At 71.9% G+C, this 23753-nt stretch carries 23 protein-coding genes and 1 pseudogene; 14 read left to right on the top strand and 10 right to left on the bottom strand.

The window, feature by feature from the left end; all coding sequences use genetic code 11:
• Positions 1-8: 8 nt before the first annotated feature.
• Positions 9-368 carry a YciI family protein gene (locus tag IF46_RS0116330; RefSeq protein ID WP_030489206.1) on the bottom strand — a complete coding sequence of 120 codons (360 nt, stop codon included), beginning with the start codon at positions 366-368 and terminating at the stop codon, positions 9-11.
• Positions 369-486: 118 nt separating this feature from the next.
• Between IF46_RS0116330 and IF46_RS0116325 the strand changes: the two genes are divergently transcribed.
• The 5 genes from IF46_RS0116325 (at position 487) to IF46_RS0116305 (ending at position 6533) form a co-directional block, all read left to right on the top strand.
• Positions 487-2421, top strand: coding sequence for a multicopper oxidase family protein (locus IF46_RS0116325; protein WP_030489205.1), 1935 nt, complete (start codon positions 487-489; stop codon positions 2419-2421).
• Positions 2422-2511: 90 nt separating this feature from the next.
• A complete protein-coding gene (locus IF46_RS0116320; RefSeq protein ID WP_030489204.1) occupies positions 2512-3558 on the top strand; it encodes a FecCD family ABC transporter permease in 1047 nt (348 codons plus the stop codon).
• Positions 3555-4631: a FecCD family ABC transporter permease gene (locus tag IF46_RS0116315; protein WP_232234061.1), complete on the top strand. Its 1077-nt coding sequence runs from the start codon at positions 3555-3557 to the stop codon at positions 4629-4631. The genes IF46_RS0116320 and IF46_RS0116315 overlap by 4 nt, the downstream gene beginning before the upstream one ends.
• Before the next feature lie 19 nt (positions 4632-4650).
• Positions 4651-5586 carry an ABC transporter ATP-binding protein gene (locus IF46_RS0116310; RefSeq protein WP_030489202.1) on the top strand — a complete coding sequence of 312 codons (936 nt, stop codon included), beginning with the start codon at positions 4651-4653 and terminating at the stop codon, positions 5584-5586.
• On the top strand, positions 5586-6533 hold the full coding sequence (locus IF46_RS0116305) for an ABC transporter substrate-binding protein (RefSeq protein WP_030489201.1): 948 nt from the start codon (positions 5586-5588) through the stop codon (positions 6531-6533). The genes IF46_RS0116310 and IF46_RS0116305 overlap by 1 nt, the downstream gene beginning before the upstream one ends.
• A 153-nt stretch (positions 6534-6686) precedes the next feature.
• Here the strand turns inward: IF46_RS0116305 and IF46_RS0116300 are convergent, their stop codons facing one another.
• On the bottom strand, positions 6687-7331 hold the full coding sequence (locus IF46_RS0116300) for a hypothetical protein (RefSeq protein WP_030489200.1): 645 nt from the start codon (positions 7329-7331) through the stop codon (positions 6687-6689).
• Between the two features lie 339 nt (positions 7332-7670).
• Here IF46_RS0116300 and IF46_RS33315 point away from each other — a divergent pair, with 339 nt between their 5' ends.
• Positions 7671-7916: a hypothetical protein gene (locus tag IF46_RS33315; protein ID WP_157563068.1), complete on the top strand. Its 246-nt coding sequence runs from the start codon at positions 7671-7673 to the stop codon at positions 7914-7916.
• 529 nt (positions 7917-8445) lie between these two features.
• Positions 8446-8838, top strand: a complete 393-nt coding sequence (locus tag IF46_RS0116285) for a hypothetical protein (RefSeq protein WP_051723946.1) — start codon at positions 8446-8448, stop codon at positions 8836-8838.
• A gap of 2 nt (positions 8839-8840) precedes the next feature.
• Here the strand turns inward: IF46_RS0116285 and IF46_RS34800 are convergent, their stop codons facing one another.
• A complete protein-coding gene (locus IF46_RS34800) occupies positions 8841-9128 on the bottom strand; it encodes a hypothetical protein (protein ID WP_198041454.1) in 288 nt (95 codons plus the stop codon).
• 3 nt (positions 9129-9131) lie between these two features.
• Between IF46_RS34800 and IF46_RS32570 the strand changes: the two are divergent.
• Together IF46_RS32570 and IF46_RS35740 are read left to right on the top strand one after the other, a co-directional pair.
• Positions 9132-10637 (top strand): annotated as a pseudogene (locus IF46_RS32570) (tetratricopeptide repeat protein); the annotation flags it as partial.
• A gap of 164 nt (positions 10638-10801) precedes the next feature.
• Positions 10802-11062, top strand: a complete 261-nt coding sequence (locus IF46_RS35740) for a tetratricopeptide repeat protein (protein ID WP_420063573.1) — start codon at positions 10802-10804, stop codon at positions 11060-11062.
• Between the two features lie 208 nt (positions 11063-11270).
• On the opposite strand, the gene IF46_RS0116275 is transcribed toward IF46_RS35740, so the two are convergent.
• Entirely contained in the window at positions 11271-12482 is a 1212-nt protein-coding gene (locus IF46_RS0116275; protein ID WP_051723945.1) for an MFS transporter, read from the bottom strand.
• Positions 12483-12534: 52 nt separating this feature from the next.
• On the opposite strand from IF46_RS0116275, the gene IF46_RS0116270 reads away from it, so the two are divergent.
• Both IF46_RS0116270 and IF46_RS0116265 read left to right on the top strand, forming a co-directional pair.
• The gene (locus IF46_RS0116270; RefSeq protein ID WP_232234059.1) at positions 12535-13596 is read left to right on the top strand and encodes a LacI family DNA-binding transcriptional regulator; all 1062 of its coding nucleotides are present in this window, start codon (positions 12535-12537) and stop codon (positions 13594-13596) included.
• A 138-nt stretch (positions 13597-13734) separates the two neighbouring features.
• Positions 13735-14853: an acyltransferase family protein gene (locus tag IF46_RS0116265; RefSeq protein ID WP_051723944.1), complete on the top strand. Its 1119-nt coding sequence runs from the start codon at positions 13735-13737 to the stop codon at positions 14851-14853.
• A gap of 23 nt (positions 14854-14876) precedes the next feature.
• Here IF46_RS0116265 and IF46_RS0116260 read toward each other — a convergent pair whose 3' ends face one another.
• Entirely contained in the window at positions 14877-15443 is a 567-nt protein-coding gene (locus IF46_RS0116260) for a TetR/AcrR family transcriptional regulator (RefSeq protein WP_030489194.1), read from the bottom strand.
• Between the two features lie 113 nt (positions 15444-15556).
• Here IF46_RS0116260 and IF46_RS0116255 point away from each other — a divergent pair, with 113 nt between their 5' ends.
• Positions 15557-16276, top strand: a complete 720-nt coding sequence (locus IF46_RS0116255; protein WP_030489193.1) for an MBL fold metallo-hydrolase — start codon at positions 15557-15559, stop codon at positions 16274-16276.
• 10 nt (positions 16277-16286) lie between these two features.
• On the opposite strand, the gene IF46_RS0116250 is transcribed toward IF46_RS0116255, so the two are convergent.
• Both IF46_RS0116250 and trmB read right to left on the bottom strand, forming a co-directional pair.
• Positions 16287-18800, bottom strand: coding sequence for a DEAD/DEAH box helicase (locus tag IF46_RS0116250; RefSeq protein ID WP_030489192.1), 2514 nt, complete (start codon positions 18798-18800; stop codon positions 16287-16289).
• Between the two features lie 112 nt (positions 18801-18912).
• On the bottom strand, positions 18913-19542 hold the full coding sequence (trmB, locus tag IF46_RS0116245; protein WP_051723969.1) for a tRNA (guanosine(46)-N7)-methyltransferase TrmB: 630 nt from the start codon (positions 19540-19542) through the stop codon (positions 18913-18915).
• A 208-nt stretch (positions 19543-19750) separates the two neighbouring features.
• Between trmB and IF46_RS0116240 the strand changes: the two genes are divergently transcribed.
• Positions 19751-20389 (top strand): hypothetical protein, encoded by a 639-nt coding sequence (locus IF46_RS0116240; RefSeq protein WP_030489190.1) that lies wholly within the window; start codon positions 19751-19753, stop codon positions 20387-20389.
• 244 nt (positions 20390-20633) lie between these two features.
• On the top strand, positions 20634-21299 hold the full coding sequence (locus tag IF46_RS0116235) for a class F sortase (protein WP_030489189.1): 666 nt from the start codon (positions 20634-20636) through the stop codon (positions 21297-21299).
• 125 nt (positions 21300-21424) lie between these two features.
• Here IF46_RS0116235 and IF46_RS0116230 read toward each other — a convergent pair whose 3' ends face one another.
• From IF46_RS0116230 to IF46_RS0116220, 3 genes are read right to left on the bottom strand one after another with little or no spacing between them, the layout of a single operon-like run.
• On the bottom strand, positions 21425-21742 hold the full coding sequence (locus tag IF46_RS0116230) for an antibiotic biosynthesis monooxygenase family protein (protein WP_030489188.1): 318 nt from the start codon (positions 21740-21742) through the stop codon (positions 21425-21427).
• Positions 21743-21759: 17 nt separating this feature from the next.
• A complete protein-coding gene (locus IF46_RS0116225; protein WP_030489187.1) occupies positions 21760-22557 on the bottom strand; it encodes an exodeoxyribonuclease III in 798 nt (265 codons plus the stop codon).
• Positions 22558-22594: 37 nt separating this feature from the next.
• Positions 22595-23515 (bottom strand): proteasome assembly chaperone family protein, encoded by a 921-nt coding sequence (locus IF46_RS0116220; protein ID WP_030489186.1) that lies wholly within the window; start codon positions 23513-23515, stop codon positions 22595-22597.
• Positions 23516-23753: the final 238 nt, after the last annotated feature.

The following is a 23753-nucleotide window of genomic DNA, read 5'->3' as shown; positions in this document are numbered from 1 at the left end:
GCGCGGCGTCAGTCGCCGGAGGCCGCCTCCAGCATCGAGCGCGGTATCGGCACGCCCTCGAATCGCAGGTTGCCTTCGGGGACCAGCCAACTCGTCACGTGTGCGACCAGGCGTCCGGCCCGTACGGCCGGGTCGTTGGCGTAGAGGGCACGTGCCTCGTCCGGGGCGATGGAGAGCACGACCAAGCCCCGTAACTGATCGTCGTCGGGGTGTAGGAACGGCCCGGTCGCGAGCACCAACCCCTGCTCGACGAGCCCTGCCTGGTGGGCCAGGTGCGCGTCCTGCAACCGGTCGATCGCGTCCTGCGGCAGCTCCGGCGGATCCGACGGTCGGGTCAGCAGGACGACCGTGTGCTGGTCGAATCGCATGCCCACACCCTATGACGCAAATCTTCCTCTTCTGGGTGTCATCTGCCTTCTATCCGCCCTGTCGCAGTTTGCGAATCTCATTCTCGTACCGAGGTCCGGTGCGATTCGGAGGTGCGGCATGGTCACCAGGCGACAGCTGCTCGCGGCCAGTGCCGCCGGCGGCGCCGCGATTCTGGTCCCGGCGGGCGGTTCGGCGTCCGGTCGGGCGCTCGCGGCGCTGGACGCCGGCGAGATCCCGAAGTACGTCACGCCGCTGCGGATCCCGCCGGCCATGCCGGCGGTGGCGACCGGCCCGGAGCGGGACGAGTACGTGATCGCGGTACGACAGTTCCGCCAGCAGATCCTGCCGCCGTCGTGGCCGCGCACCACCGTGTGGGGTTACGGCTCCACCGCCCACCCCGGCAGCTTCGGCTGCCCCGCGCCAAGCATCGTGGCCCGGGTTGGCCGCCCGGTCCGGGTGACCTGGGTCAACCAGCTCGTCGACGACCGGGGCGACTACCTGCCGCACCTGCTGCCGGTGGATCCCACCCTGCACTGGGCCAACCCGGCCGGTGGCACCGAGTACCGGGACCGCCACGGGCAGTCAGACGGCGGCCCGCAGGGATATCGCGGGCCGGTGCCCCAGGTTGTGCACGTGCACGGGGCGCACAGCGCCCAGGAGAGCGACGGGCACTCCGAGGCGTGGTACCTGCCGGCGGCCCGCGACCTGCCGCCCGACTTCGCCGTGACCGGCAGCGCGTACCGCGAGTTCCGGTCCCGCTTCGCCGAGCACTCCGGCCTGCGCTGGGCGCCGGGCTCGGCCACCTTCGAGTACGCGAACGACCAGCGGTCCTGCACCCTCTGGTACCACGACCACACGCTCGGGCTCACCCGGCAGAACGTCTACGCCGGGCCGGCCGGGTTCTACCTGCTCAGCGGGGACGACCTGCCGGACGCGGTGCTGCCCGGCCCGGCGCCGACCCCCGGCGATCCGCCGAACACCTCATACCACGACATTCCGCTGATGATCCAGGATCGCAGCTTCAGCGCCGACGGTGAGCTCTTCTATCCGGGCGGCTACTCGGCGCACCCCGACGGCCCGATCTGGGTGCCCGGGTACTCCGGCTCCACCATCGTGGTCAACGGGCGCACCTGGCCCTCGCTGACGGTCCAGCGTCGCCGTTACCGGTTCCGGCTGCTCAACGGGTGCAACAGCCGGTTCCTGCTGCTCGGCGTGGTCGCCAATGCCACCGCGCGGCCGGCCCGCCCGGTGCTGCCGGTCTGGCAGATCGGCAGCGACGGTGGCTTCCTGCCCGAGCCGGTGCCGCACGAGCGCCTGGCGCTCGGTCCCGCCCAGCGGGTCGACGCGATCGTCGACTTCACCGACGTGCCGGCCGGCACCGAGCTGTACCTGGTCAACGAGGGACCGGACGGGATGTACGGCGGCGGTCGGCCGGGGGTCGACTTCCCGCCGGCCGACCCGCACACCACCGGGCAGGTGCTGCGCTTCGTGGTCACCGACGCGACCGGCGCGGACCCGAGCGTGCCACCGGAGCGGCTACAGCTGCCGTCGCACCCACGGCTCGGCCCGGCCCAGCGGGTGCGCCGGTTGTCGCTCAACGAGCGGATCTCCGGCGGCTCGATGATCATGCTGCTGGGCGTCCTCGACGAGCGTGGCCGGGGCCGGCCGTTGCGCTGGAGCGACCCGGTGACCGAGCAGCCCGTCCTCGGCGACACCGAGGTCTGGGAGGTGCGCAACTTCACCCGGCACGTGCACCCGGTCCACCTGCACCAGGTCCAGTTCGAGCTGCTCGGCCGGGGGCACTCGGGCAGCGCGCAGCCCGGCCCGGGGGAGCGGGGGTGGATGGACACGGTGCTCGCGTACCCGTGGGAGGTGACCCGGATCAAGGCGCACTTCGACCTGCCGGGTCGGTACGCCTGGCACTGCCACCTCCTGGAGCACGAGGACAACGAGATGATGCGACCGCTGAACGTGCTGCCGCGCGGTGGCGCGGCGGCCGGGGACGGCGGCTCGTCGGGCGGCGACGGTGGCTCGTCGGGCGGGTCGGGGTGACCCGGGGCGGTATTGACAGACTCCGGTTAGGCCCCTTTCCGCAGCTCGGCTAAGGTTAGGCGAACCTAAGCGTGAACATGCAGGAGACTCGTGACCACCCTCGCCACCCGGCCGGCCCCGGCCCGCAACCGGTCCGGCACCCGCACCGGTCGCCGGGTGGTCGTCACCGTCGGTGCCGCGTTGGTGCTGCTGCTCACCGTGCTGGCCAGCTTCGCGCTCGGCAGCCGGCAACTCGGCGTCGACCAGGTCTGGCACGCGCTCGTCGCGCCGGACGGTGGCGACGCCAGCACCATCGTCCGTGAGCTGCGGATGCCGCGTACCGCGCTCGGCCTCGCCGTCGGGCTCGCGCTCGCCGTGGCGGGGGTGCTGTTCCAGGCGCTCACCCGCAACCCTCTCGCCGAGCCCCGCATCCTCGGCATCAGCGCGGGAGCGTCGTTCGGCGTGGTGCTCGCGATCTCCGTCTTCGGCATCGGCACGCTCGCCGGGTACGTCTGGTTCGGCATCGCCGGGGCCCTGATCGCCGGCCTGCTGGTCTTCGCCATTGCCACCCGGGCCCGCGACGGCGCCAGCCCGGTCACCCTCGCGCTGGTCGGCGCGGCGCTCGACGCCAGCCTGGCCTCCGGGGTGTACGCGCTGCTCAGCATCGACGCCCGCACCTTCGAGGAGTACCGCTTCTGGGTGGTCGGCGGGCTGGCCGGCCGGGACCTGTCGGTCGTCGCGCAGGTGCTGCCCTTCGTTCTCGTCGGGCTGGTGCTCGCCGCCCTGGTGGCACGTGGTCTGGACGCGCTGGCACTCGGCGACGACGTGGCCCGTGGTCTCGGCCACCGTATCGGCCTGGTCCGCCTCGGTGGTGGCCTCGCCGCCGTGCTGCTGACCGGTGCCGCGGTGGCCGCCGCCGGGCCGGTCGCCTTCGTCGGGCTCGCCGTGCCGCACCTGGCGCGCGCCCTGGTCGGTGCGGACCACCGCTGGACCCTCGCCGTCTCCGCCCTGCTCGGGCCGGCGCTGCTGCTCGCCGCCGACATCGTCGGTCGGCTCGTCGCCCCGCCCGGCGAGATACCGGCCGGGATCGTCACCGCGCTGATCGGCGCGCCACTGCTGGCCGTGCTGGTCCGCCGCGCCCGGGTGGTGACCGCGTGACGACCACCAACCGTTCCGCCGGCCCGGCTGGCGTCGTCCGCGCCGGGCTGCCGGGGCGCACGCTGCTGCGGGTCGGCCCGATCAGCCTGCTGATCCGCCGCCGCGCGGTGCTGGTGGCCGCCGTACTGACCGTGCTGCTCCTGCTGGCCGTCGTGCTCAGCCTCTCGCTGGGCACCCCGTACGTCGCCCCGGCCGACGTGCTGCGCTCCCTCTCCGGCGCCGGCACCCCGTACGACCTGGTGGTCTTTGATCTTCGGCTGCCGCGGGTCGTGCTCGCGGCCGTGGCCGGCGCCGCCTTCGGGGTGGCCGGCACGCTGATCCAGAGCGTGGCTCGCAACCCCCTCGCCAGCCCGGACGTCATCGGCATCACCCAGGGCGCCGGCCTCGCCGCGACCATTGCCCTGACCAGCGGAATGGCCGCGGTGCTGGTGGCACCCACCGCACTGGTGGGCGGGCTGCTCGCGGCGGTGCTGCTGTTCGCCCTCGGTGCTCGGCACGGGCTGGCCGCGCAGCGGTTCGTGCTCGCCGGGGTGGCGGTCGCGTTCGGCTTCCGGGCGCTCACCGAGGTGGTCATGCTCACCGCCGACCCGATCGACGGGCTGCGCGCGCAGATCTGGCTGATCGGCACCCTGGCCGGCAAGGGCTGGACCGAGGCCGCCTGGATCGCCGGCACGCTGCTGGTGCTGCTGCCGGTGCTGGCCTGGGCCGGCTGGGCGCTGAACAGCACCGCCCTGGACGACGACACCGCCCGAGGCGTCGGCCTGCGCCCGGTGGCCCGCCGGATCGGCCTCGCCGGCACCGGCGTGCTCATCGCCGCGATGGTCACCGCCCAGGTCGGCGCCGTCGACTTCGTGGCATTGGTCGCCCCGCAGGTGGCTCGTCGACTGGTACGCGCCGAACGGCCACCGCTGGTCTGCGCGGCGCTGCTCGGCGCGCTCCTGCTGGTGCTGGCGGACCTGGCCGGCCGGCGGTTGCTAGCACCCACCCAACTACCCGCCGGTGTGCTGACCGCCGCGATCGGCGGCCCGTACCTGATCTTCCTGCTGCTGCGTGGTCGGCGGCGGTCGTCGTGACGCCTCAAGGAGTCGTGTGATGCTCTCCACCCGCGACCTGGTCGCCGGCTACGACGAGCGGACGGTGCTCGACGGACTCGACCTGGACCTGCCCACCGACGCGTTCACCGTGATCGTCGGGCCGAACGCGTGCGGCAAGTCCACCCTGTTGCGCACGATGGCCCGGTTGCTCACCCCCCGCCGTGGCACGGTGCTGCTGGACGGCACCGCCATCCGCGACCTGCCGACCCGGGAGGTCGCCCGCCGCCTCGGCGTGCTGCCGCAGAGCCCGCTGGTGCCCGAGGGCGTCACCGTGGCTGACCTGGTCGGGCGTGGCCGGCAGCCCCACCAGCGGTGGTGGCGGCAGTGGTCGTCGGAGGACGGCGCGGCGGTGGACCAGGCGATGGCCCTCGCCGACGTGACCGACCTGGCCAACCGACCGGTGGACAGCCTCTCCGGTGGGCAGCGGCAGCGGGTGTGGATCGCCATGACCCTCGCCCAGGACACCGACGCCCTGCTGCTGGACGAGCCGACCACCTTCCTCGACCTGGCCCACCAGGTCGAGGTGCTGGACCTCCTGCACCGGCTGCGCTCCGAGCGGGGCCGCACCGTGGTCGCCGTGCTGCACGACCTGAACCAGGCCGCCCGCTACGCCGACCACCTGGTCGCGATGCGCGCCGGCACCGTGGTCGCCGCCGGAGCGCCCCGGGAGATCCTCACCGCCGACCTGGTCCGCGACGTCTTCGGGCTGGCCTGCGTGGTCGTGCCCTGCCCGGTGACCGGCGCGCCGCTGGTGGTGCCCGCGTACACCGGTGGCCCCGCCGCCCCGCCCGCTGGCGCTCCTGGCGGCCCGGTCGTCGTGTCCGCTGGCGCGGGTGACCCCTCCTCGTCGACGGCGTCCGTGCCGGACGCCCGACCCCCCACCGGCGATGCGGCCAACCCGCTCACCGGCTCGTACCCCTCGAAAGGACTCTGATGCGTCGTCTCGTCGCCGCTCTCGCCGCGGCCGCCGCCCTCGGCGTCGGACTCACCGCCTGCGGTGAGAGCGACCCGGTCGCCGGCTCCACCACCGGGGAGACCCGGGAGATCACCCACGCCATGGGCACCACCAAGGTCCCGGCGGAGCCCAAGCGCGTCGTGGTGCTCGACACCGACAAGATCGACACGGCGCTCTCGCTGGGCATCACGCCCGTCGGCGCCGCCACCGCCGGTGAGGCGAAGAGCTGGCCGACGTACTTCGGCGCGGACAAGCTCGCCAGCATCAAGGAGGTCGGGGTGCTCGCCGAGCCCGACCTGGAGGCGATCAACGCGCTCAAGCCGGACCTCATCCTCGGCAGCAAGTTCCGCCAGGAGAAGTTCTACGACGAGCTGGCCGCCATCGCGCCGACCGTGTTCACCGACAAGGTGGGCATCACCTGGAAGGAGAACTTCCTCCTCGACGGCAAGGCGCTCGGCCGCGAGCAGCAGGCCAAGGATCTGCTCGCCACGTACGAGAAGCGGGCCAAGGACTTCGGCGCGACGCTCGGCAACGCCGCCTCCCGCAAGGTCTCCATCGTGCGCTTCCTGCCCGGCAACATTCGGGTGTACGGCCCGGACTCGTTCTCCGGCATCGTCATCGGCGACACCGGCCTGGGCCGCCCCGAGCGGCAGCTGCTCGCCAACAAAGAGGACAAGCGCTTCGACCTGGTCAGCCCCGAGCGGATCAACGAGGTCGACGGTGACGTCATCTTCGTGACCGCGTACGGCGACAAGGCCGCCGCCGAGCAGACCAAGGTCGCCGGCGGCACCCTCTGGAAGGGCCTCGGCGCAGTCAAGGCCGGCAAGGCGTACCCCGTCTCCGACGAGATCTGGATGACCGGCATCGGCGTCGGCGCCGCCAACAAGATCCTCGACGACCTGACCAAGTACCTTCCCGCCGCCTAATCATCGCGGGCACCGCGAGCGCCGAGGGCACCCGCTCGTGATCGCGCTCGATCCATGAAGTAGTGGCCTCCCTGGATGGGGAGGCCACTACTTCCATGTTCGAGCGCGATCGTGCCGGGCGAGGGCGAGGGGCGACGGTGGGGAGGGTGGGGGTTAGGCGGCGGTGGACCAGATGGCGCGGAAGGCGGCGGCTTCGCCGGACAGCCAACGTTCGATCTGGTCGGGCTTGGCGTCGGTGGGCATGCGGTGGGCTTGGCCGCGTCGGACGTCGACCAGGACCGGCTCGGCGTGCGGGAGCACCGCGTCCATGTGTCGAGCCATCAGGTGCAGGGTGGCGAGCACCGACTCCTCGCTCGGTGGGGTCTCGTCGAAGTGCAGGCGGACCGCTTCGGCGTGGCCGTCAGCGTGGCGTACCCCGAAGTGGAGGTTGATCTTGACGGGCAGGTCGCCCAGCATGGCCAGGGCGTCGCGAGTCTGGGCGAGATCGACGGCGGCCGGCTCGCCGAGGGAGTGCAGCCAGGTCGTAGCGCCGGGGACGAGCGCCTGGTAGAGCGGGCGCCAGCGGGGCTTGACCACGTCGACCACCCCGGTCAGGTGCGTGCCGCCGGTGTGGAAGGCGATGTCGGCCTTGAGCGCCTTGACGAACTGGCCGTGCGGGTTGAAGCCGGACCGGCTCGCGCGCTGCTTGCGCAGCCCGCCCACGAAGGTCGCCTTGGTGGGGCCGGTGCGGTCGACGTAGCGGGTGAAACCGAGCAGCGTGGCGTAGGGGGTGAGGGGCGTGGAGGCGGGCGCGGTCATGGGCGTCCTCCCAGGTCAGGAACTCGATTAGTACATACATTCTAATCGACGGGTCTGACATCGCCCAGCGAATCTGGGCGCTGGATGTCCTGTTCGCGCGAAGTTGGCACAATCCGGGCTAGGTGGCACGGACAGTGGCACGAATCCGGGCTAAGTGGCACACGGTGTCCGTCGCCTTGGGGTCATGGCTCGCTACGGTGCCGCGATGGCATCGATGGATCGTGGGGCTGTCCGGGCGGGTCAGAACCGGTCGCGGGCTTCAGGTCGAGTTCGTCGGAGCCCCCTGCGGCTGGGCGAGGACGAGTACGTCGGGGTACGGCAGGCTGCTGCGGCGGTGGGTTGACGCCGACGGGTTACGTCGCCGAGATGGCGCTGGCCGCGGCCCGGCCCGGCGATGACGGCGGCACCACCGGTAGCAGCGTCACCATCGTTGAGCTGGCGGCGGTCCAGCGTGGGCTGTTCGTGGCGCGGACTGCGATGAACCAGGTCCGAGTCGGTGCGGCGGCCGACTGGGCGACGGCGGTGCAGCGGATTGACGCGGTGGCGGCGGAGATGGATCGGCTGTTGCATCGGTCGGCGCGGTGACTCCGAAGGTGCACCGTCGGGGAGTGTCGCTGCGGTGGCTGGCTGTCGGACCTGTTCGCCCCGACCGGGCCGATGGCGCGGCTGGTGGCGGCTTGGGCGTTTGCCGGTGAGCTCGACGAGTTACAGCCGGTGCCCGGTGTTGGCACCGGACGGTTGAGGCGGTTGTTGGAGCAGCCGGCGTCTGCGGCGTGGAGCGCGGTGCAGCCTGTGTGGTCGTACCGGCACGTCCCGCCGTTGTCGGGGCTGCTCTCCACCCTCCCCGGCGCTCCCCGGATCAGGCTGCCCCCAGCTTCACCCAGCCGCTGCGACGGCCCGGCGGCGAAGGTCTTTCACCTCCACTCGATTGCGTGATGCTTCGTGGCGCACTCCGGTCCACGTGAAGTTGGCACCGTCCAAGGCTGTTAGCACCGGCCGGGTGAGGAGGCCGGGATGGGTGCCTGCCGGGACGTATCCAAACTCCTGATGGTGATCACGTGACAACGTGATGTCACAATGGGTGGCCTGTTCGAGACTTCGGTGGAGGGCTCCTGTGACCGGTGTGGAATTGATCGTGGCGGCGTTGGCCGCTGCGGCGACCGCAGGCATTGGCAGCGGGGTGCAGGACGCGTACGCCGGGTTGAAGAGGCTGCTCGTTCGGCGATTGGCTGGCCGTGCTCAGGTGGTGGCCGCGCTCGCAGCCGATGAGGAGCAGCCGGGGGTGTGGCAGGCCCGAATCGGCGACGACTTGACAGCCTCCGGGGCCGCCTTCGACAGCGAGGTTCTCACGGCGGCGCGGGCCGTGCTCCGGCTGGCGGACCCGATCGGGACGCAGGCTGGGACCTACACGGTGACGAACAACTATGGCGCGGTCGGTGGATTCCACGCCCCGGTGACCTTCAACCAGGGGAGACAGATCCCCCCGGCCGCACCGGGGACGGTCTAGGGTCAGCCGCCCCCGGTAACACCAACACCGACCCTGCGCAGTTCAGCATCGGCACCAATCAAGGGCTGGCCGGCATCTTCCATGGTCCGGTCACGGTCAACGGTCGCCAGCAGGTCATCTGGCCCCACCGGGTCGGTGTGGTACCGGCGCTGGTCGACTGCCGGCAGGAACGCCCTGCCGATGGGGAACTGGACGCCGCCACCGCCGGTGGTAATGCGGTGGTCGTGTGTCAGGTGTTGACCGGCCTGGGCGGCGTCGGCAAAACCCAGCTCGCCGCCGGGCTTGCGCACAGGATGTGGCAGCGTCGAGAACTCGACCTGCTCGTCTGGGTCACTGCAACCTCACGATCGAACACCATCACCGGGTACTCGCAGGCCGCTGCGGATGTCCACGGAGTGGTGGATGAGGATCCGGATCAGGGCGCTGCACGGTTCCTGGCCTGGCTCGCCGCCACGCGACGGCGGTGGCTGGTCGTCCTTGACGATGTCGCCGACCCGAACGACCTGCGGGGCCTGTGGCCGCCGGCCGGTTCCTTCGGCCGGACAGTGGTCACCACCCGACGCCGGGACGCGGCTCTGGTCGCCGGCCGGCGAGTAGTCGACGTGGGCCTGTTCACTTCCGCCGAGTGCGTTGCCTACTTGCGTGCCAAACTCGGCAGCGACCCGGCACGGCTGGACCAGGCCGCCGAGTTGGCCGAGGACCTCGGGCACCTACCCCTCGCCCTGGCGCAGGCAGCCGCCTACATCCTCGACCGCAGGAGCATGACCTGTGCCGGTTACCGCCGCCGGCTCGCCGACCAGTCTCGCGAACTCGCCGACCTAACCCCCGAAGCGCTACCGGACGAGCATTCTGGCCCGATCGCGGTGGCCTGGTCCCTGTCGATCGCACGCGCCGACGAGTTCGCGCCAGTGGGGGTGGCCCGCCCTGTGCTGGAGCTAGCCGCGCTGCTCAACCCCAACGGCATCCCGACCGACGTGTTCACCACTACCGCCATCCTTGGCTACCTCGCCACCCGTTCCCGAGCCGGTCGGCCAGCCGACGGTGAGGACGCCACCGACGCCCTGGATAACCTGGACCGGCTCAACCTCATCACCCACGATCCGGCTAACCGGACCGCACGGGTGCACGGTCTCCTACAACGCGTGGTGCGGGAGGCCACCCCAACCGCTCAGGCTGCCGCGCTGGCCATAACCACCGCTAACGCCCTAGTTGAGATCTGGCCAGACATCGAACGCGACCCTGAACTCGGGCAGACCCTGCGCGCCAACACCGACGCCCTCAACACCCACGCCGGCCTACTGCTGTGGGACTCCGACAACGGCGGCCACCGGGTGCTGTTCAGGGCAGGACGCAGTCTCGGTGAGACTGGTCAGGTCAGCGCCGCGTTCGACTACCACCGCGCGCTGCCTCGGACCCGACCACCCCGACACCCTGACCACGCGCCACAACCTCGCCCGCTGGCGGGGGGAGGCCGGGGATCCGGCCGGCGCCGCCACCGCCTACGCGGACCTGCTCACCGACCGGCTGCAGGTCCGGCCGGCGCCGCCACCGCCTACGCGGACCTGCTCACCGACCGGCTGCAGGTCCTCGGACCCGACCACCCCGACACCCTCACTACCCGCACTAACCTCGCTTATTGGCAGGGCGTGGCCGGGGATCCGGCTGGCGCTGCCACCGCCTGCGCCGACCTGCTCACCGACATGGTGCGAGTCGTCGGACCTGACCACCCCGGCACCCTTGCCACTCGCACTAACCTCGCTTATTGGCAGGGCGTGGCCGGGGATCCGGCTGGCGCTGCCACCGCCTGCGCCGACCTGCTCACCGACATGGTGCGGGTCCTCGGACCTGACCACCCCGGCACCCTCATCACCCGCGGCAACCTCACTCGTTGGCGGGGGGACGGGGGGAGGCCGGGGATCCGGCCAGTGCCGCCACCGCCTGCGCCGACTTGCTCACCGACCAGGTGCGGGTCCTCGGACCCGACCACCCTCACACCCTCGCCACCCGCGGCAACCTCGCCCGTTGGCGGGGGGAGGCCGGGGATCCGGCCAGTGCCGCCACCGCCTGCGCCGACTTGCTCACCGACCAGGTGCGGGTCCTCGGACCCGACCACCCCCACACCCTCACCACCCGCAATCGTCTTATTTTTTGGCGAGGGAAGGCAGGCGAGGCTACCCGAGTCGAGCACCCAGCAGCGGCACAGGCCATAGAAAGTGCCAAGTAGATCTAGACAAGAACGTACTCGTTCGTCCGCGTCATCCTGTCCAAGCCCTAGTCACAGCGCTCACCGTGCGCCAGCTCGAACTGGACCGGACACTGGAAGTTGTCCGTTGACGCGCGGCCGTGGGGCGGCGTCGGCTACCTCCGCCAACCGGGTCGAGGTGGGCAGCCACCAGCCGGTGTACGTGGACCGTGTCGTGTGGGCGGCCGGGTCACCGGACCGCCCGTGGCAGCGCGCCCAGCACCAGCGCGGCGCCGACTGCCATGATCGCGAAGACCATCACCATCCCGAAAGCGTCGGTCAGCGGCCCGACCACGATCGGCGCCGAGATGGCGCCGACCCGGGACAACGCCGAGACCATGGACGCCGTCCGGGCCGGGGGGATGCCGTGTCGCACGCTGAGCTGATCCGCCGCGCCGAAGAGCAGGGGGAAGGCCGGCCCGGCCCCGAAGCCGGCCACGGCCACCGCGGCCAGCGCCCACCACACCGGAGCGCCGGCGAGTGTGCACAGCAGGCCGGCGACCACGGCGGCCATCATCGTGGCGGCGCTGACCGCGGCGACTCTCGCCTGGCCGACCCGGGACGCCGCCGCGTCCAGCAACAGGCGAGATGCCAGCAGGCCAGCGCCGAAGAGCACCGGCGCCACGGCCGCCACCTGTGGTGTCGCGTCGAACCCGCGGCTCAGCAGGAGCCCGGTCCACTCCTGCCCCGGGCTCTCCACGTAGCTGGCGGCCACCGCCGCGAGCCCCAGCACCGGCAGCACATAGAGCAGCCGGCCGCCGGAACGCGCCGGTCGCTCCGGACCGTCAACCGTCGGGGCCGGCGCGGGCGGGCCCTCGGCCACCATCCCCTTGCGGCCGAGGGCGATCGCGAGCTGGACGATCAGCGCCACCGCTGCGGCGATGCCGACGTGCAGGGCCACCGGCACCCGGAGCCCGGCGGCGATCGTTCCGAGCACGCCTGCTCCGGCCAGCGAGAGCGACCAGGTGGCGTGCATCCGGCCCAACAGTGTGGTGGCCCGCTGCTGCTGCACCCGGACCGCGAAGGCGTTCATCACCACGTCGTGCGCGCCGTCGAGAATGCCCAGCAGCAGCAGCGACCCGCCCAGCAGGATCAGTTGCGGCGCCCACGCCACGCCGACGGCGAGCAGGGCGTAGCCCGCCCCGGCGAGCAGCGTGGCCGAGCGCTCACCGACGGCGCGGGCTAGCAGCGGGGCGACCAGCGAACCGAGCAACCCACCGATCGCCGCTGCGAAGAGCACCACGCCGAACTGGGTCTCGCTGGCGGACACCCGGTCGGCGATCTCGGGATAGCGGGTGAGCAGGCTCCCGTAGAGTGCGCCGTTGACCGCGAAGGCGACCGCCGGCACGCGCCACTCGCCGCTGGTACGGCCGTGTAGGCCGTCCGCGACATCGACGGTCATCTGGCTAACTTATACGTATCAGAGGACCGGCACAACGCAGGGAGGTGCTCCAATGCCCAGCGACCCACCCCCTCGGATGCGAGACGTCGCGCGAGCGCTCGGTGTCAGCCAGGCCACGGTGAGCAACGCCTTCAACCGGCCCGATCAGCTCAGCCGCGAGCTGCGCGACCGGATCCTGATCGCGGCACGGGACCTCGGCTATCCCGGTCCCGACCCGATCGCCAACACGTTCCGCCGAGGCCAGACCGGCGCCGTCGGGCTGATCATCCACGAGCCGCTGCAATACCTCTTCGAGGACCCGGCGGCGCGTCTGACCATGGCCGGCGTCGCCCGGGTCTGCGGCGAGCGCGGCTCCTCACTGGTGCTGGTTCCCCGCGCCGAGCCCGGCCTTCCGGACGTCGTCCCCACCGCGCTCGTGGACGGGTTCGTCGCCTTCTGCGATCCACTGGAGCCCGAGCGGCGGGAGTTGCTGCGCGCCCGGAGGCTGCCGGTCGTCGGGCTCGACGCTCCTGTGACGCCGGGGGAGCCGTACGTCGGCATCGACGACCGGGCCGCGGCCCGTGCGGCGGCGGCGCACCTGGTCGACCTCGGCCACCGCCGGATCGGCGTGATCAGCTTCGCCCTGGCCCGCCACTCGGCGACGACGGTGGTGACCGCCGGGCTCGACGCGCCCACCGGGTACGTCGCCAATCGGGCCCGCCTCGACGGCTACCGGGACGCGCTCGGCCCCGCGCTCGGCGGCGGTGGCCGGATCGTCGTCGTGGCGGCCCGCGGGGTCGAGGAGGCCGACGGGGCCGCTGCCGCGGTGCCCCTGCTCGATCTCGCCGAGCCGCCCACGGCGATCCTGGCGATGAGCGATCGGCTGGCGCTCGGTGTCATCGCCGAAGCCACCCGTCGCGGCATCGACGTCCCTGGTGATCTCTCCGTCGTCGGCTTCGACGACGTGCCGGCGGCAGCCGCTGCCAGCCCGGCCCTGACCACGGTGCGGCAGCCGCACGCCCGCAAGGGCGCGGAGGCGGTCCGCATGCTCCTGCGGCCGGCGCTCACCCGGACGGCGCTGATCCTGCCGACCGAGGTCGTGGTCCGTGCCTCGACGGCACCACCCCGGACATAGGTCGGCTGTCGGCACCGCGCTGCGCCCGGAACGAGCGTCGGGGTGCTGAGGCTCTGGTCAGCCGATTTATAGCGAGAAACGTAAATTGTCCCAGTTGTGGCGTTAATGTGCCTTGTGGTCATTGGTTGGGCGCCCAGGGTGATCGCTCCTGGCACCGGGGCGACGGCAGGAGCCGTCCGGTCCCGCGAGCCCGCGTCGGACCGGGACCGCTACCTGGACCTGCTGCGCGCGGTCGCACTGGTCCGGGTGATGCTCTACCACGTCACCGGTTGGCTCTGGCTCAGCCTGCTGGTGCCGGCGATGGGTCTGATGTTCGGCATCGCCGGTTCGTTGATGGCGGCGTCGCTGGACCGGCACGGCCCGTCGGCGGTGCTCCGCCGGCTGCGCCGGCTGCTGCTGCCGTTCTGGGTGTTCGGCGTGATCACCCTGGCGGTGCTCTGCACTGCTGGATGGCGGCCGCTGCCGGACGGGATGGCCGACTGGGGTGAACTGCTCTGGTGGGTCCTGCCGCTGCGGGTGCCCCCGGTGGGCGGGCCGTCCTGGGCCTGGGCGTTCCAGATCGGGCTCTGGTACGTCGTCACCTACCTGTGGTTGGTGCTGCTCTCCCCGGTCCTGCTGCGCGTGTTCCGCCGCTGGCCATGGCCCAGCATCGCGGTCGCCACCGCGCTGCCGATCGGGATGCACCTCGCCGGAGTGCACGCCGGCTACTTCGTCGCCGCCTACCTGTCCTGCTGGCTGATGGGTTTCGCCCACCACGATCGGCTGCTGCGCCGCGTCCCGTGGCGCTGGTACGGCTGTCTCGTCGCCGGCCTCGCCGGGGCGGGCGGGACGTGGGTGGTGTCCGCCGTCGTCACCGGCCGGGCCGCCGACCTCAACCACATCGCGGGCGGCACCACGCTGTGGTCGATGGCCCTCGTCGCCGTGCTGCTGAGAGTTCAGCCTCGGTTCGTCGGCCGGGTGCCGCTGGGCGGCGCGCTCCGGCTGGTCAACGCCCGAGCGGTCACCATCTACCTGTGGCACATCCCGGCCACCCTCGGAATGTTCCTGCTGCTCGCGCCGGTGCTCCCGTACAACTCGGTCGCCTCGATCGCGCTACGGCTGACCGGGGTGTGTCTCCTGACCGCCGGGGCGGTGCTGCTGTTCGGTTGGATCGAGGACGTCGCCGCCCGGCGTACCCCGACACTGTTCGGACCACGGCCGGTCCACGTCGGACGGCCCGTTGGTGGGAGGCACGCCAGGGGTGGCCGGCATCGGTGATCCGACGAGCGCTGCGGCGGTGGTCATCCAGCCCGGGCCCTCAGTGCGACGGTCAGGCGGTCGATGCCGAACTCGAAGGCGTCGTCGAGGTCGCCGCCGAGGTTGAAGGCGCCGGCCAACTCCATGCTGATGAAGCCGTTGGCCCAGGCGGTCAATGTGCGGGCGGCGGCCAGGGCGTGCTCGGGCCCGGCGAGGTCGGCGGCGACGCGGAGGGCGGGGGTGCTGGCCAAGGTGAGGGCGTCGAGGCTGGGACGGGTCTCCGCCGGGCCGTTGGCGAAGATGAGGTGGTAGCTGGCCGGTTGGGCGTGCGCGAACGTGCGGAAGGCGCGTGCCAGCTCGGCGAGGTCCTGGCGCGGATCGCCGCTGCCGGTGACGGCGCTGAGCTGTTCGCCGAGGTCGTGCACGGTGGCCTCGGTGACGAGCCGGATGAGGGCGTCGCGGTTGCGGACCCGCTTGTACAGCGAGGGGGCGCGGACGCCCACCCGCTCGGCGACCGCCTGCATGGTCAGGCGTGGAAGGCCTTCCGACTCCAGGATCTGGCGGGCAGCCGTCACGATGTCGGCGAGGGACGTCCGGTCGGGGGTCGGCATGTGGTGGCTCCTTGCGGGTGGGCGACGACCGTCACTCATGATAGCTATGGACCTTAGCCATGATGGCTAACTATCATAGCTATCAGAGAGCGACGTTACCTCGGGAGGACACCATGAAGCTCGGGCCACACCTGCACCGCATCGGCAACGACATCGTCGCCGCCTACCTGATCGAGACCGACGAGGGCGTCACCGTGGTGGACGCCGGCCTCGCCGGTCACTGGTCGGAGCTGGTGGCGGAGCTTTCCGGCATGGGTCGCTCGCTCGCCGACATCCGAGGTCTGATCCTCACCCACGGCGACACCGACCACATCGGCTTCGCCGAGCGACTCCGCCGCGACCACGCAGTGCCGGTCTACGTGCACGAAGCGGATGCCGCCCGCGCCCGCGGCGAGGTCAGGCCCAAGGCGTCCTTCGGGACGTTCAAGGTGGGTGCCACGGCCCGCTTCATGCTGTACGCCGGCCGCAAGGGCGGGCTGCGCACCACGTACCTCAGCGAGGTGGTGGCCGTGCAGGACGGTCAGGTGCTCGACCTGCCCGGCGCTCCGCGCGTCATCGGGATGCCCGGTCACTCGCCGGGCAGCATCGCCGTACACGTGCCGATCGCGGACGCGGTGTTCGTCGGCGACGCGCTCACCACCCGACACGTGCTTACCGGCCGGCCCGGCCCGCAGCCGGCGCCGTTCACCGACGACCCGACCCTGGCGCTGGCCTCGCTCACCCGCATCGAGGACCTGGGGGCGACGTGGATCCTCCCCGGCCACGGCGCCCCCTGGAACGAGGGCGCCGCCGAGGCGGTACGCCGGATCAGGGCCGCCGCCCAGGCCCGCTGATCGGTGCGCGTCAGAGCTGGCCGACGTCGGTGATCCGGACGACCGCCGCGCCGACCTCGTCCGAGGCCGCCAGGTCGATCTCGGCGCTGATGCCCCAGTCGTGGTCGCCGTCCGGGTCGTCGAAGATCTGCCGGACGGTCCACCGTTCCCGGCCCTGCTCGATCATGAGCAGCGCCGGGCCTCGGGCGTCCGGACCAACCCCAAGCGAGGTGTACGCCTCGAAGTACGGCCCCAGGGCGTCGGCCCACGCGTCGTAGTCCCAGCCGTCCTCGGCGTCCAACTCGGCGAGCAGGTCCCAGCGGCGTAGCGCGGCCAGCTCGACCCGACGGAACAGCGCGTTGCGCACCAGCACCCGGAACGCCCGCGCATTGCGGGTCACCGCCGGTGGCCGGTCGGTCAGGGCGGCGTGTGCCTGAGCCACCTCGGCCACGTCGGACGGGTTGCGCAGCCGCTCCCACTCGTCGATGAGGCTGGAGTCGACCTGGCGGACCAGCTCGCCCAACCACTCGATGAGGTCGATCAGCTCCTCGGTCTTGGCGTCCTCGGGCACGGTCTGGCGCAGCGTCTTGTACGCGTCGGCCAGGTAGCGCAGGACGAGACCCTCCGAGCGGGTCAGCCCGTAGAACTGCACGTACTCGGTGAAGGTCATGGCCCGCTCGTACATGTCGCGGACCACGGCCTTGGGGGAGAGCTGGTGGTCGGCGACCCAGGGGTGCCCCTGCCGGTACATCTCGTACGCGGCCTCCAGCAGCTCGGCCAGGGGCTTCGGGTGGGTCACCTCGTCGAGCAGTTCGATGCGGGCCTCGTACTCGATGCCCTCGGCCTTCATCGCGGCGACCGCCTCACCGCGGGCCTTGAACTGCTGCGCGGAGAGGATCTGCCGGGGGTCGTCGAGGATCGACTCGATCACGCTCAGCACGTCGAGCGCGTACGACGGGGACTCGGCGTCGAGCAGCTCGATGGTGGCCAGCGCGAGGGGGGAGAGCGGCTGGTTGAGGGCGAAGTCGAGCTGGAGGTCGACGGTGAGCCGGATCCGTCGGCCGGTCTCGTCCGGCTCGGGCAGCTCCTCGACCACCCCACCGGCGCGCAGCGCCCGGTAGATGGCGATGGCCCGGCGGATGTGCCGGCGCTGGGCGGCGGGCTCCTCGTGGTTGTCGGTGAGCAGGTGCCGCATCGCGGTGAACGCGTCCCCGGGCCGGCCGATGACGTTGAGCAGCATCGAGTGGCTGACCTGGAAGCTTGAGGTCAGCGGCTCCGGCTCGGCGTCGACAAGCCGGTCGAAGGTGGGCTGGCCCCAGCCGATCGAGCCCTCCGGCGGCTTCTTGCGGACCACCTTGCGCCGCTTCTTCGGGTCGTCACCGGCCTTGGCGAGGGCCTTCTCGTTGTCGATGACGTGCTCGGGTGCCTGCACCACGACCCGGCCGATGGTGTCGTAGCCGGCCCGGCCGGCCCGCCCGGCGATCTGGTGGAACTCCCGGTTCTTGAGCAGCCGGGTACGGACTCCGTCGTACTTGGACAGGCCGGTGAAGAGCACGGTGCGGATCGGCACGTTGATGCCGACGCCCAGGGTGTCGGTGCCGCAGATGACCTTGAGCAGGCCGGCCTGGGCGAGGGTCTCCACCAGGCGGCGGTACTTGGGCAGCATGCCGGCGTGGTGCACGCCGATGCCGTGCCGGACCAGCCGGGAGAGCGTCTTGCCGAAACCGGCGGTGAACCGGAAACCACCGATCGCCTCGGCGATCATGTCCTTCTCGGCGCGGGTGCAGACGTTGACGCTGGTCAGCGCCTGGGCCCGCTCCAGCGCGGCGGCCTGGGTGAAGTGCACCACGTAGACCGGGGCCTGCTTGGTCTCCAGCAGCTCCTCAAGTGTCTCGTGCAGCGGCGTCATCGCGTACGAGAAGATGAGCGGGACCGGCCGCTCCGCCGAGCGCACGACGGCGGTCGGCCGTCCGTTGCGCCGGGTCAGGTCGTCGACGAAGCGGGTGGTGTCTCCCAGGGTGGCGGACATCAGGATGAACTGGGCCTGCGGCAGCTCGATGATCGGCACCTGCCACGCCCAGCCCCGGTCGGGCTCGGCGTAGAAGTGGAACTCGTCCATGATCACCTGGCCGACGTCGGCCTTCACGCCCTCGCGCAGCGCCAGATTGGCCAGGATCTCCGCGGTGCAGCAGATGATCGGGGCGTCGGCGTTGACGCTGGCGTCGCCGGTGAGCATGCCGACGTTCTCGGCGCCGAAGACCTCGCAGAGCGCGAAGAACTTCTCCGACACCAGGGCCTTGATCGGCGCGGTGTAGAAGGTCGTCCGGCTGTCGGCGAGGGCCGCGAAGTGCGCGGCGATGGCCACCAGGCTCTTCCCCGAGCCGGTGGGCGTATTCATGATCAGGTTGGCGCCGGAGACGATCTCGATGACCGCCTCTTCCTGATGGGGGTAGAGGTCGAGGCCGCGCTCCTTCGCCCAACCGGCGAACGCGTCGAAGAGGGTGTCGGGGTCGGCGCTTGTCGGCAGCGCGGCGGTGAGCGTCATAGCCTGTCCATGGTGCCTGGATCATGCCCCGCTACGCCAACCCGGCTTCCGCCGGACCCCCGTCCGGGCGCCCGGAACGCCCAGACATGCTCGTGTTCGGGCGTTTCGCCGGTCACCGTCGGCGGTAGAGCAGGTCCGCCACCGGCCGACCGGCCGTGATCGCCCGCCGCTCGAACTTCGTCACCGGCCGGTGCGCCGGCCGCGGCGCGAAACCGCCGTACGCGTCCACCAGCTCCGGGTCCGCCTCCAGGGTCTCCCGCATCGCCTCGGCGTACTCGGCCCAGTCGGTCGCGCAGTGCAGCATCCCGCCCGGTCGCAGCCGGGACCGCAGCAGCGCCACATGCGTCGGCTGGATGATCCGCCGCTTGTGGTGGCGCGACTTCGGCCACGGGTCCGGAAAGAAGACGTGCACGGCGTCCAACACACCCTCGGGCAAGCCGCTGACCAGGGACAACGCGTCGCCCTGCGCCACCCGCACGTTGCGCAGGCCGCCGCGATCCACCAGGTCGAGCAGGTTGGCGATTCCCGGCGTGTGCACCTCGACCGCCAGATAATCTCGATCCGGGTCGGCGGCAGCCATCATCGCGGTGGTGTCGCCCATGCCCGAGCCGATCTCCAGCACCACCGGCGCCCGGCGACCGAACAGGTCGGCCAGGTCGACGGGCACGACAGGGCCGTCCGGCACATCCAGGCCGTACGCGGGCCAGAGCCGGCCCAGCGCGTCGGTCTGCCGGTCGCTCATCCGACCCCGGCGGGGGTGGAACGTGCGGATCGTCCGGCTCGCGGGCGGGACGGCGGGGTCATGGTCGATGGCGCTCACAGCGACCCGAGCCTACGCGAAGCCGCCGACGAATCGGATGTGATGTGCGACCGGAAATGAGAGGATCCAACTGGTACGGCAGGTCGGGTGCTCCGCTGCCCGTCCCGGCCGCACGGCGTCGGAAGGGGGCATCGTGACAGTTTCCCGTGGCGTCGTGACCCTGTCCGTGGTGGCCGTCCTCGCCGGCCCGCTGCTGGCCGCCGCGCCTGCTTTCGCCGCGCCGGAGCGGGTTGCCGCTCGTGCCGTGCCTGCCGCCCTCGCCGTGCCGGAGCGGGCTGTCGCTGTCGCTGTCGCGCCTGCGCCGCAGCCCGAGGGGCCACCCGGTGGCGCACCCCAACCGACGCCGGCGGTGGACATCTTCGTCGAGGTGAGCCCCAGCACCGTGCAGCCCGGCTACCTGGTCGGCATCCGGGCCAGTTGTCGGGACAACTCGGTCGGCGCCACCGTGGTCTCCGACGCCTTCGGGGAGATCGGCGTGCAGCCGCAGGGCGGCCGGCTCACCGCCGCGCCGATGGTGCGCGAACGCACCCGCCCCGGCAACTACCGGGTCAAGCTGGAGTGCCGCGACGGCGAGACCGCCTCGACCATGCTTCAGGTGGTCAAGAAGGTGCCCGTCCAGCCCAGTCGGGGTCCGGCAACCGGCTTCGGCGGGGGCACCGGCGGAATGACCGGCAAGCTGCTGCTGCCCGGCGGCGCGGCGTTGACCATCACCGGGCTGGTCCTCGCCGTGCTGGCGCTGCGCCGCCCCCGAGCCGCCGCGCGTCGCTGAGCCCGCCATGGAGATCTTCCGCCCCACGCCGCCGCCCGATCGTGACCGCCAGCCGTCGCCCGGCCGTCCCGCCGGGCCGTCCAACGGTGCGCGCCAGCCGTTCATCGGTCGTCCGGCTTCACCGCCCGATGGTGACCGGCAGCCGTTTGCCGGTCGTCCGGCTTCACCGCCCGATGATGTGCGTCCGCCGCTGGACGACGATTGGCCGGATCCCGACCGTCCGCTGGATCCCGACCGCCCGTCGGTGGCCGCGCGTCCACCGACCGCAGTCGCCCCTCGACGAAGTCGGCCGCCCGGCCGCAGCCCCTGGTCCGTACCGGTGGCCGTGGTGCTGGTGCTGGCTGGTGTCTTCGCCACCGGGGCGGGGCTGGGCCGCTCGGTCGGCCCGTTCGATCTGGCCCCGACCGGCGGTGACCGGCCGGCCCGCAGTGAGTCGGTCGGGTTGTCGGCCAGTCGTCCGGTTCGCCTATCGGTGCCGTCGATCAAGGTGGCCGCGCCGGTGGCACCAGTCGGGCAGGCGCGCGACGGCTCGATCGCCGTACCGCCGTTGGAACGGCACAACGAGACCGGCTGGTACGACCGTGGGCCCACACCCGGTGAACCCGGCCCGGCGGTGATCGTCGGGCACGTGGACACGAAGACCGGCCCGTCGGTCTTCTACGACCTGGGCAAGCTGCACCCCGGCGACCTGATCGAGGTGGCCCGGGCAGACGAGTCGGTGGTGGTGTTCCGGGTCGACACCGTCGAGCACTTCCCGAAGGACCAGTTACCCGCCGAGCGGATCTACGGTCACGACGGGCCACCCGGGCTGCGGTTGATCACCTGCGGCGGGCAGTTCATCGGGGGCCGCACCGGCTACGCCGACAACGTCATCGCCTTCGCCACCCTGCAGTCCTCCCGCAAGTCCTGAATCGACCCCGCCCAGGCCGCTCGTCGGTCAGGGCCGAGCCGCTCAAGATCGTGCTCGAACCAGGATGTAGTGGTCTCGCCCTGCGGGGAGGGGACTGGATCCAGGATCGAGCACGATCAAGATGGCTAGGGCTGAGGGACGTGCAGGGCCACCTCGAACTCCAGCAGACTGGCGCCGGTGGAGACCGGGGGACGGGGCTTGTCGCCGGGGGCGGCGGCGTGGGCGGCGCGCGAGGGGCCGGCGGCCCACGCCTGGTACGCCTCTTCGCTCTCCCACTTGGTGTAGACGAAGTAGCGGGTCTCGCCGGCCACCGGGCGGAGCAGTTCGAAGCCGAGGAAACCGGGGGAGTTCTCCACCGCGCCGGCCCGGGCGGCGAACCGCTTCTCCAGCTCCGCGCCGCTGCCGGCCGGGACCTCGATTGCGTTGATCTTCACGACTGCCATCTGCCCACCCTAGCCACTCAGAACGCCTCGACCGCAGGGACCAGGTCGGCGTCGACCACGATCGGCGCGTGGTCGGAGGGGCCCTTGCCCTTGCGGGCCTCGCGGTCCACGTACGCGCCGCGTACCGCGCGGGCGAACGGCGCGGACGCGTACACCAGGTCGATTCTCATGCCCTTGTTCTGGTGGAACATGCCGGCCCGGTAGTCCCAGTAGGTGAAGGGGTGCGGGCCCTTCATCGGGGTGGGCACGACGTCGCTGAGGCCGAGGTCGCGCAGCGCCGCGAGGGCCGCCCGCTCGGCCGGGGTGACGTGGGTGGAGTGGGTGAAGACCGCCGGGTCCCAGACGTCGGCGTCGGTCGGGGCGACGTTGAAGTCGCCGCTGACCGCCAGCGGCAACCCGCCGACCAGCTCGGCCTCCAGCGCGTCGCGCAGTGCCGCGAACCAGGCCAACTTGTACGCGTAGTGCGGGTCGTCCGGCGTCCGGCCGTTGGGCACGTACACCGACCAGACCCGCACTCCGTCGCAGGTGGCGGAGATGGCTCGGGCCTCCGGCTCGGGGAAGCCGGGCTCGTCGGCGAACCCGACCCGCACGTCGTCCAGCCCGATGCGGGACAGAATGGCGACCCCGTTCCACCGGCCGTCGCTGTGGCTGGCCACGGTGTAGCCCAGCTCGCCCACCTCGGTCACCGGGAAGGCGCCGTCCGGGCACTTGGTCTCCTGGAGGCAGACGACGTCCGGCCCGGTGTCGGCCAGCCACTGCAGCAGCCGGGGTAGGCGGGCCTTCACCGAGTTGACGTTCCAGGTCGCCAGGCGCATACCCCCAGCCTGCCGTATTCGCCCCCGCGACGCCGGGTCAGCTGCCCGGGGTGTCGCCGGGACGGGTCTGTTCGGCCAGGAACCGTTCCAACTCCGCGCCGAGTTCGTCGGCGGTGGGCAGCGGGCCGGCATCCGGGGCGAGCAGGCTCTTCTCGCCCCGACCTCGGGCGAACGCGTCGTACTGCTCCTCCAGGGCCTGGACCAGGGCCGCGGCGTCCTCGGTCTGGGCGACCTGCCGGTCGATCTCCACCCGGACCACCTCGGCGGCCGAGCGCAGCCCGTCGCCGGGCAGTAGCAGCCCGGTGCTGCGCGACACTGAGGTGAGCAGCACCTCGGCGGCGGCCGGGTACTCGGTCTGCGCCACGTAGTGCGGCACGTGGGCGGCGAAGCCCAGCGCGTCGCGGCCCTGCTCGCCGAGGCGGAACTCCAGCAGGTGACCGACGCTGCCGGGCACCTGGACGCGCTGCAGCCAGGGCTCGTAGCCGCTGATCAGCTCCGGGCGGGTAGCGTGCGCGGTCACCCCGGTCGGCCGGGTGTGCGGGACCGCCATCGGGATCGAGTTGAGCCCCACGGTGAGCCGGACGTCCAGCCGGGCGGCGAGCCCGGCGACGGCGGCCACGAAACGCTCCCACTGCAGGTCCGGTTCGGGGCCGGTGAGCAGCAGGAACGGGGTCTCGTCGTCGTCCTGGAGCAGGTGCAGCTCCAGCTTGGGGGAGTCGACGCTCTCCCAGTGGTCCTCGACGAAGGTCATCACCGGTCGTCGCGATCGGTAGTCGAAGAGCTGGTCGACGTCGAAGGTGGCGATCGGCCGACCCTCCAGCGAGGTGAGTAGCTGCTCACGCGCCAGTCGGCTGGCGTTTCCGGCGTCCACGAACCCGGTGAGGGCCTGGATCAGGACCGGCTGCCCGAGGTCGGGCAAGTCGTCGGTGAGCTGGTAGAGCTCGTGTGGGTCGAGCACAGGTGCGGACCTCCCTGAAATGTGCCTGCGGGGTGCCGTCGCGACGGAGGGCACCCGTTCGGGCAACGTACCCGCCATCCTGGCGCATTCCTGCGCCGGGCGATCCGTTGGCCGGCTGGTGGGCACGACCGGACTAATCGCCTGTTTACGCCACCGGGCCGACCCTCTTGGCCGATCGGTGGAGGGGTGGTTCGGCCCAAAGGCCGAGTTTGTCGATCAAGTCAGGCTCGGGGGCCCG

Origin of the sequence: Micromonospora chokoriensis (assembly GCF_000718555.1) — a bacterium.
GTDB classification, from domain to species: domain Bacteria; phylum Actinomycetota; class Actinomycetes; order Mycobacteriales; family Micromonosporaceae; genus Micromonospora; species Micromonospora chokoriensis_B.
The sequence above is the reverse complement of the archived record's forward strand: the minus strand, read 5'-3'. Positions and strand labels throughout refer to the sequence as shown.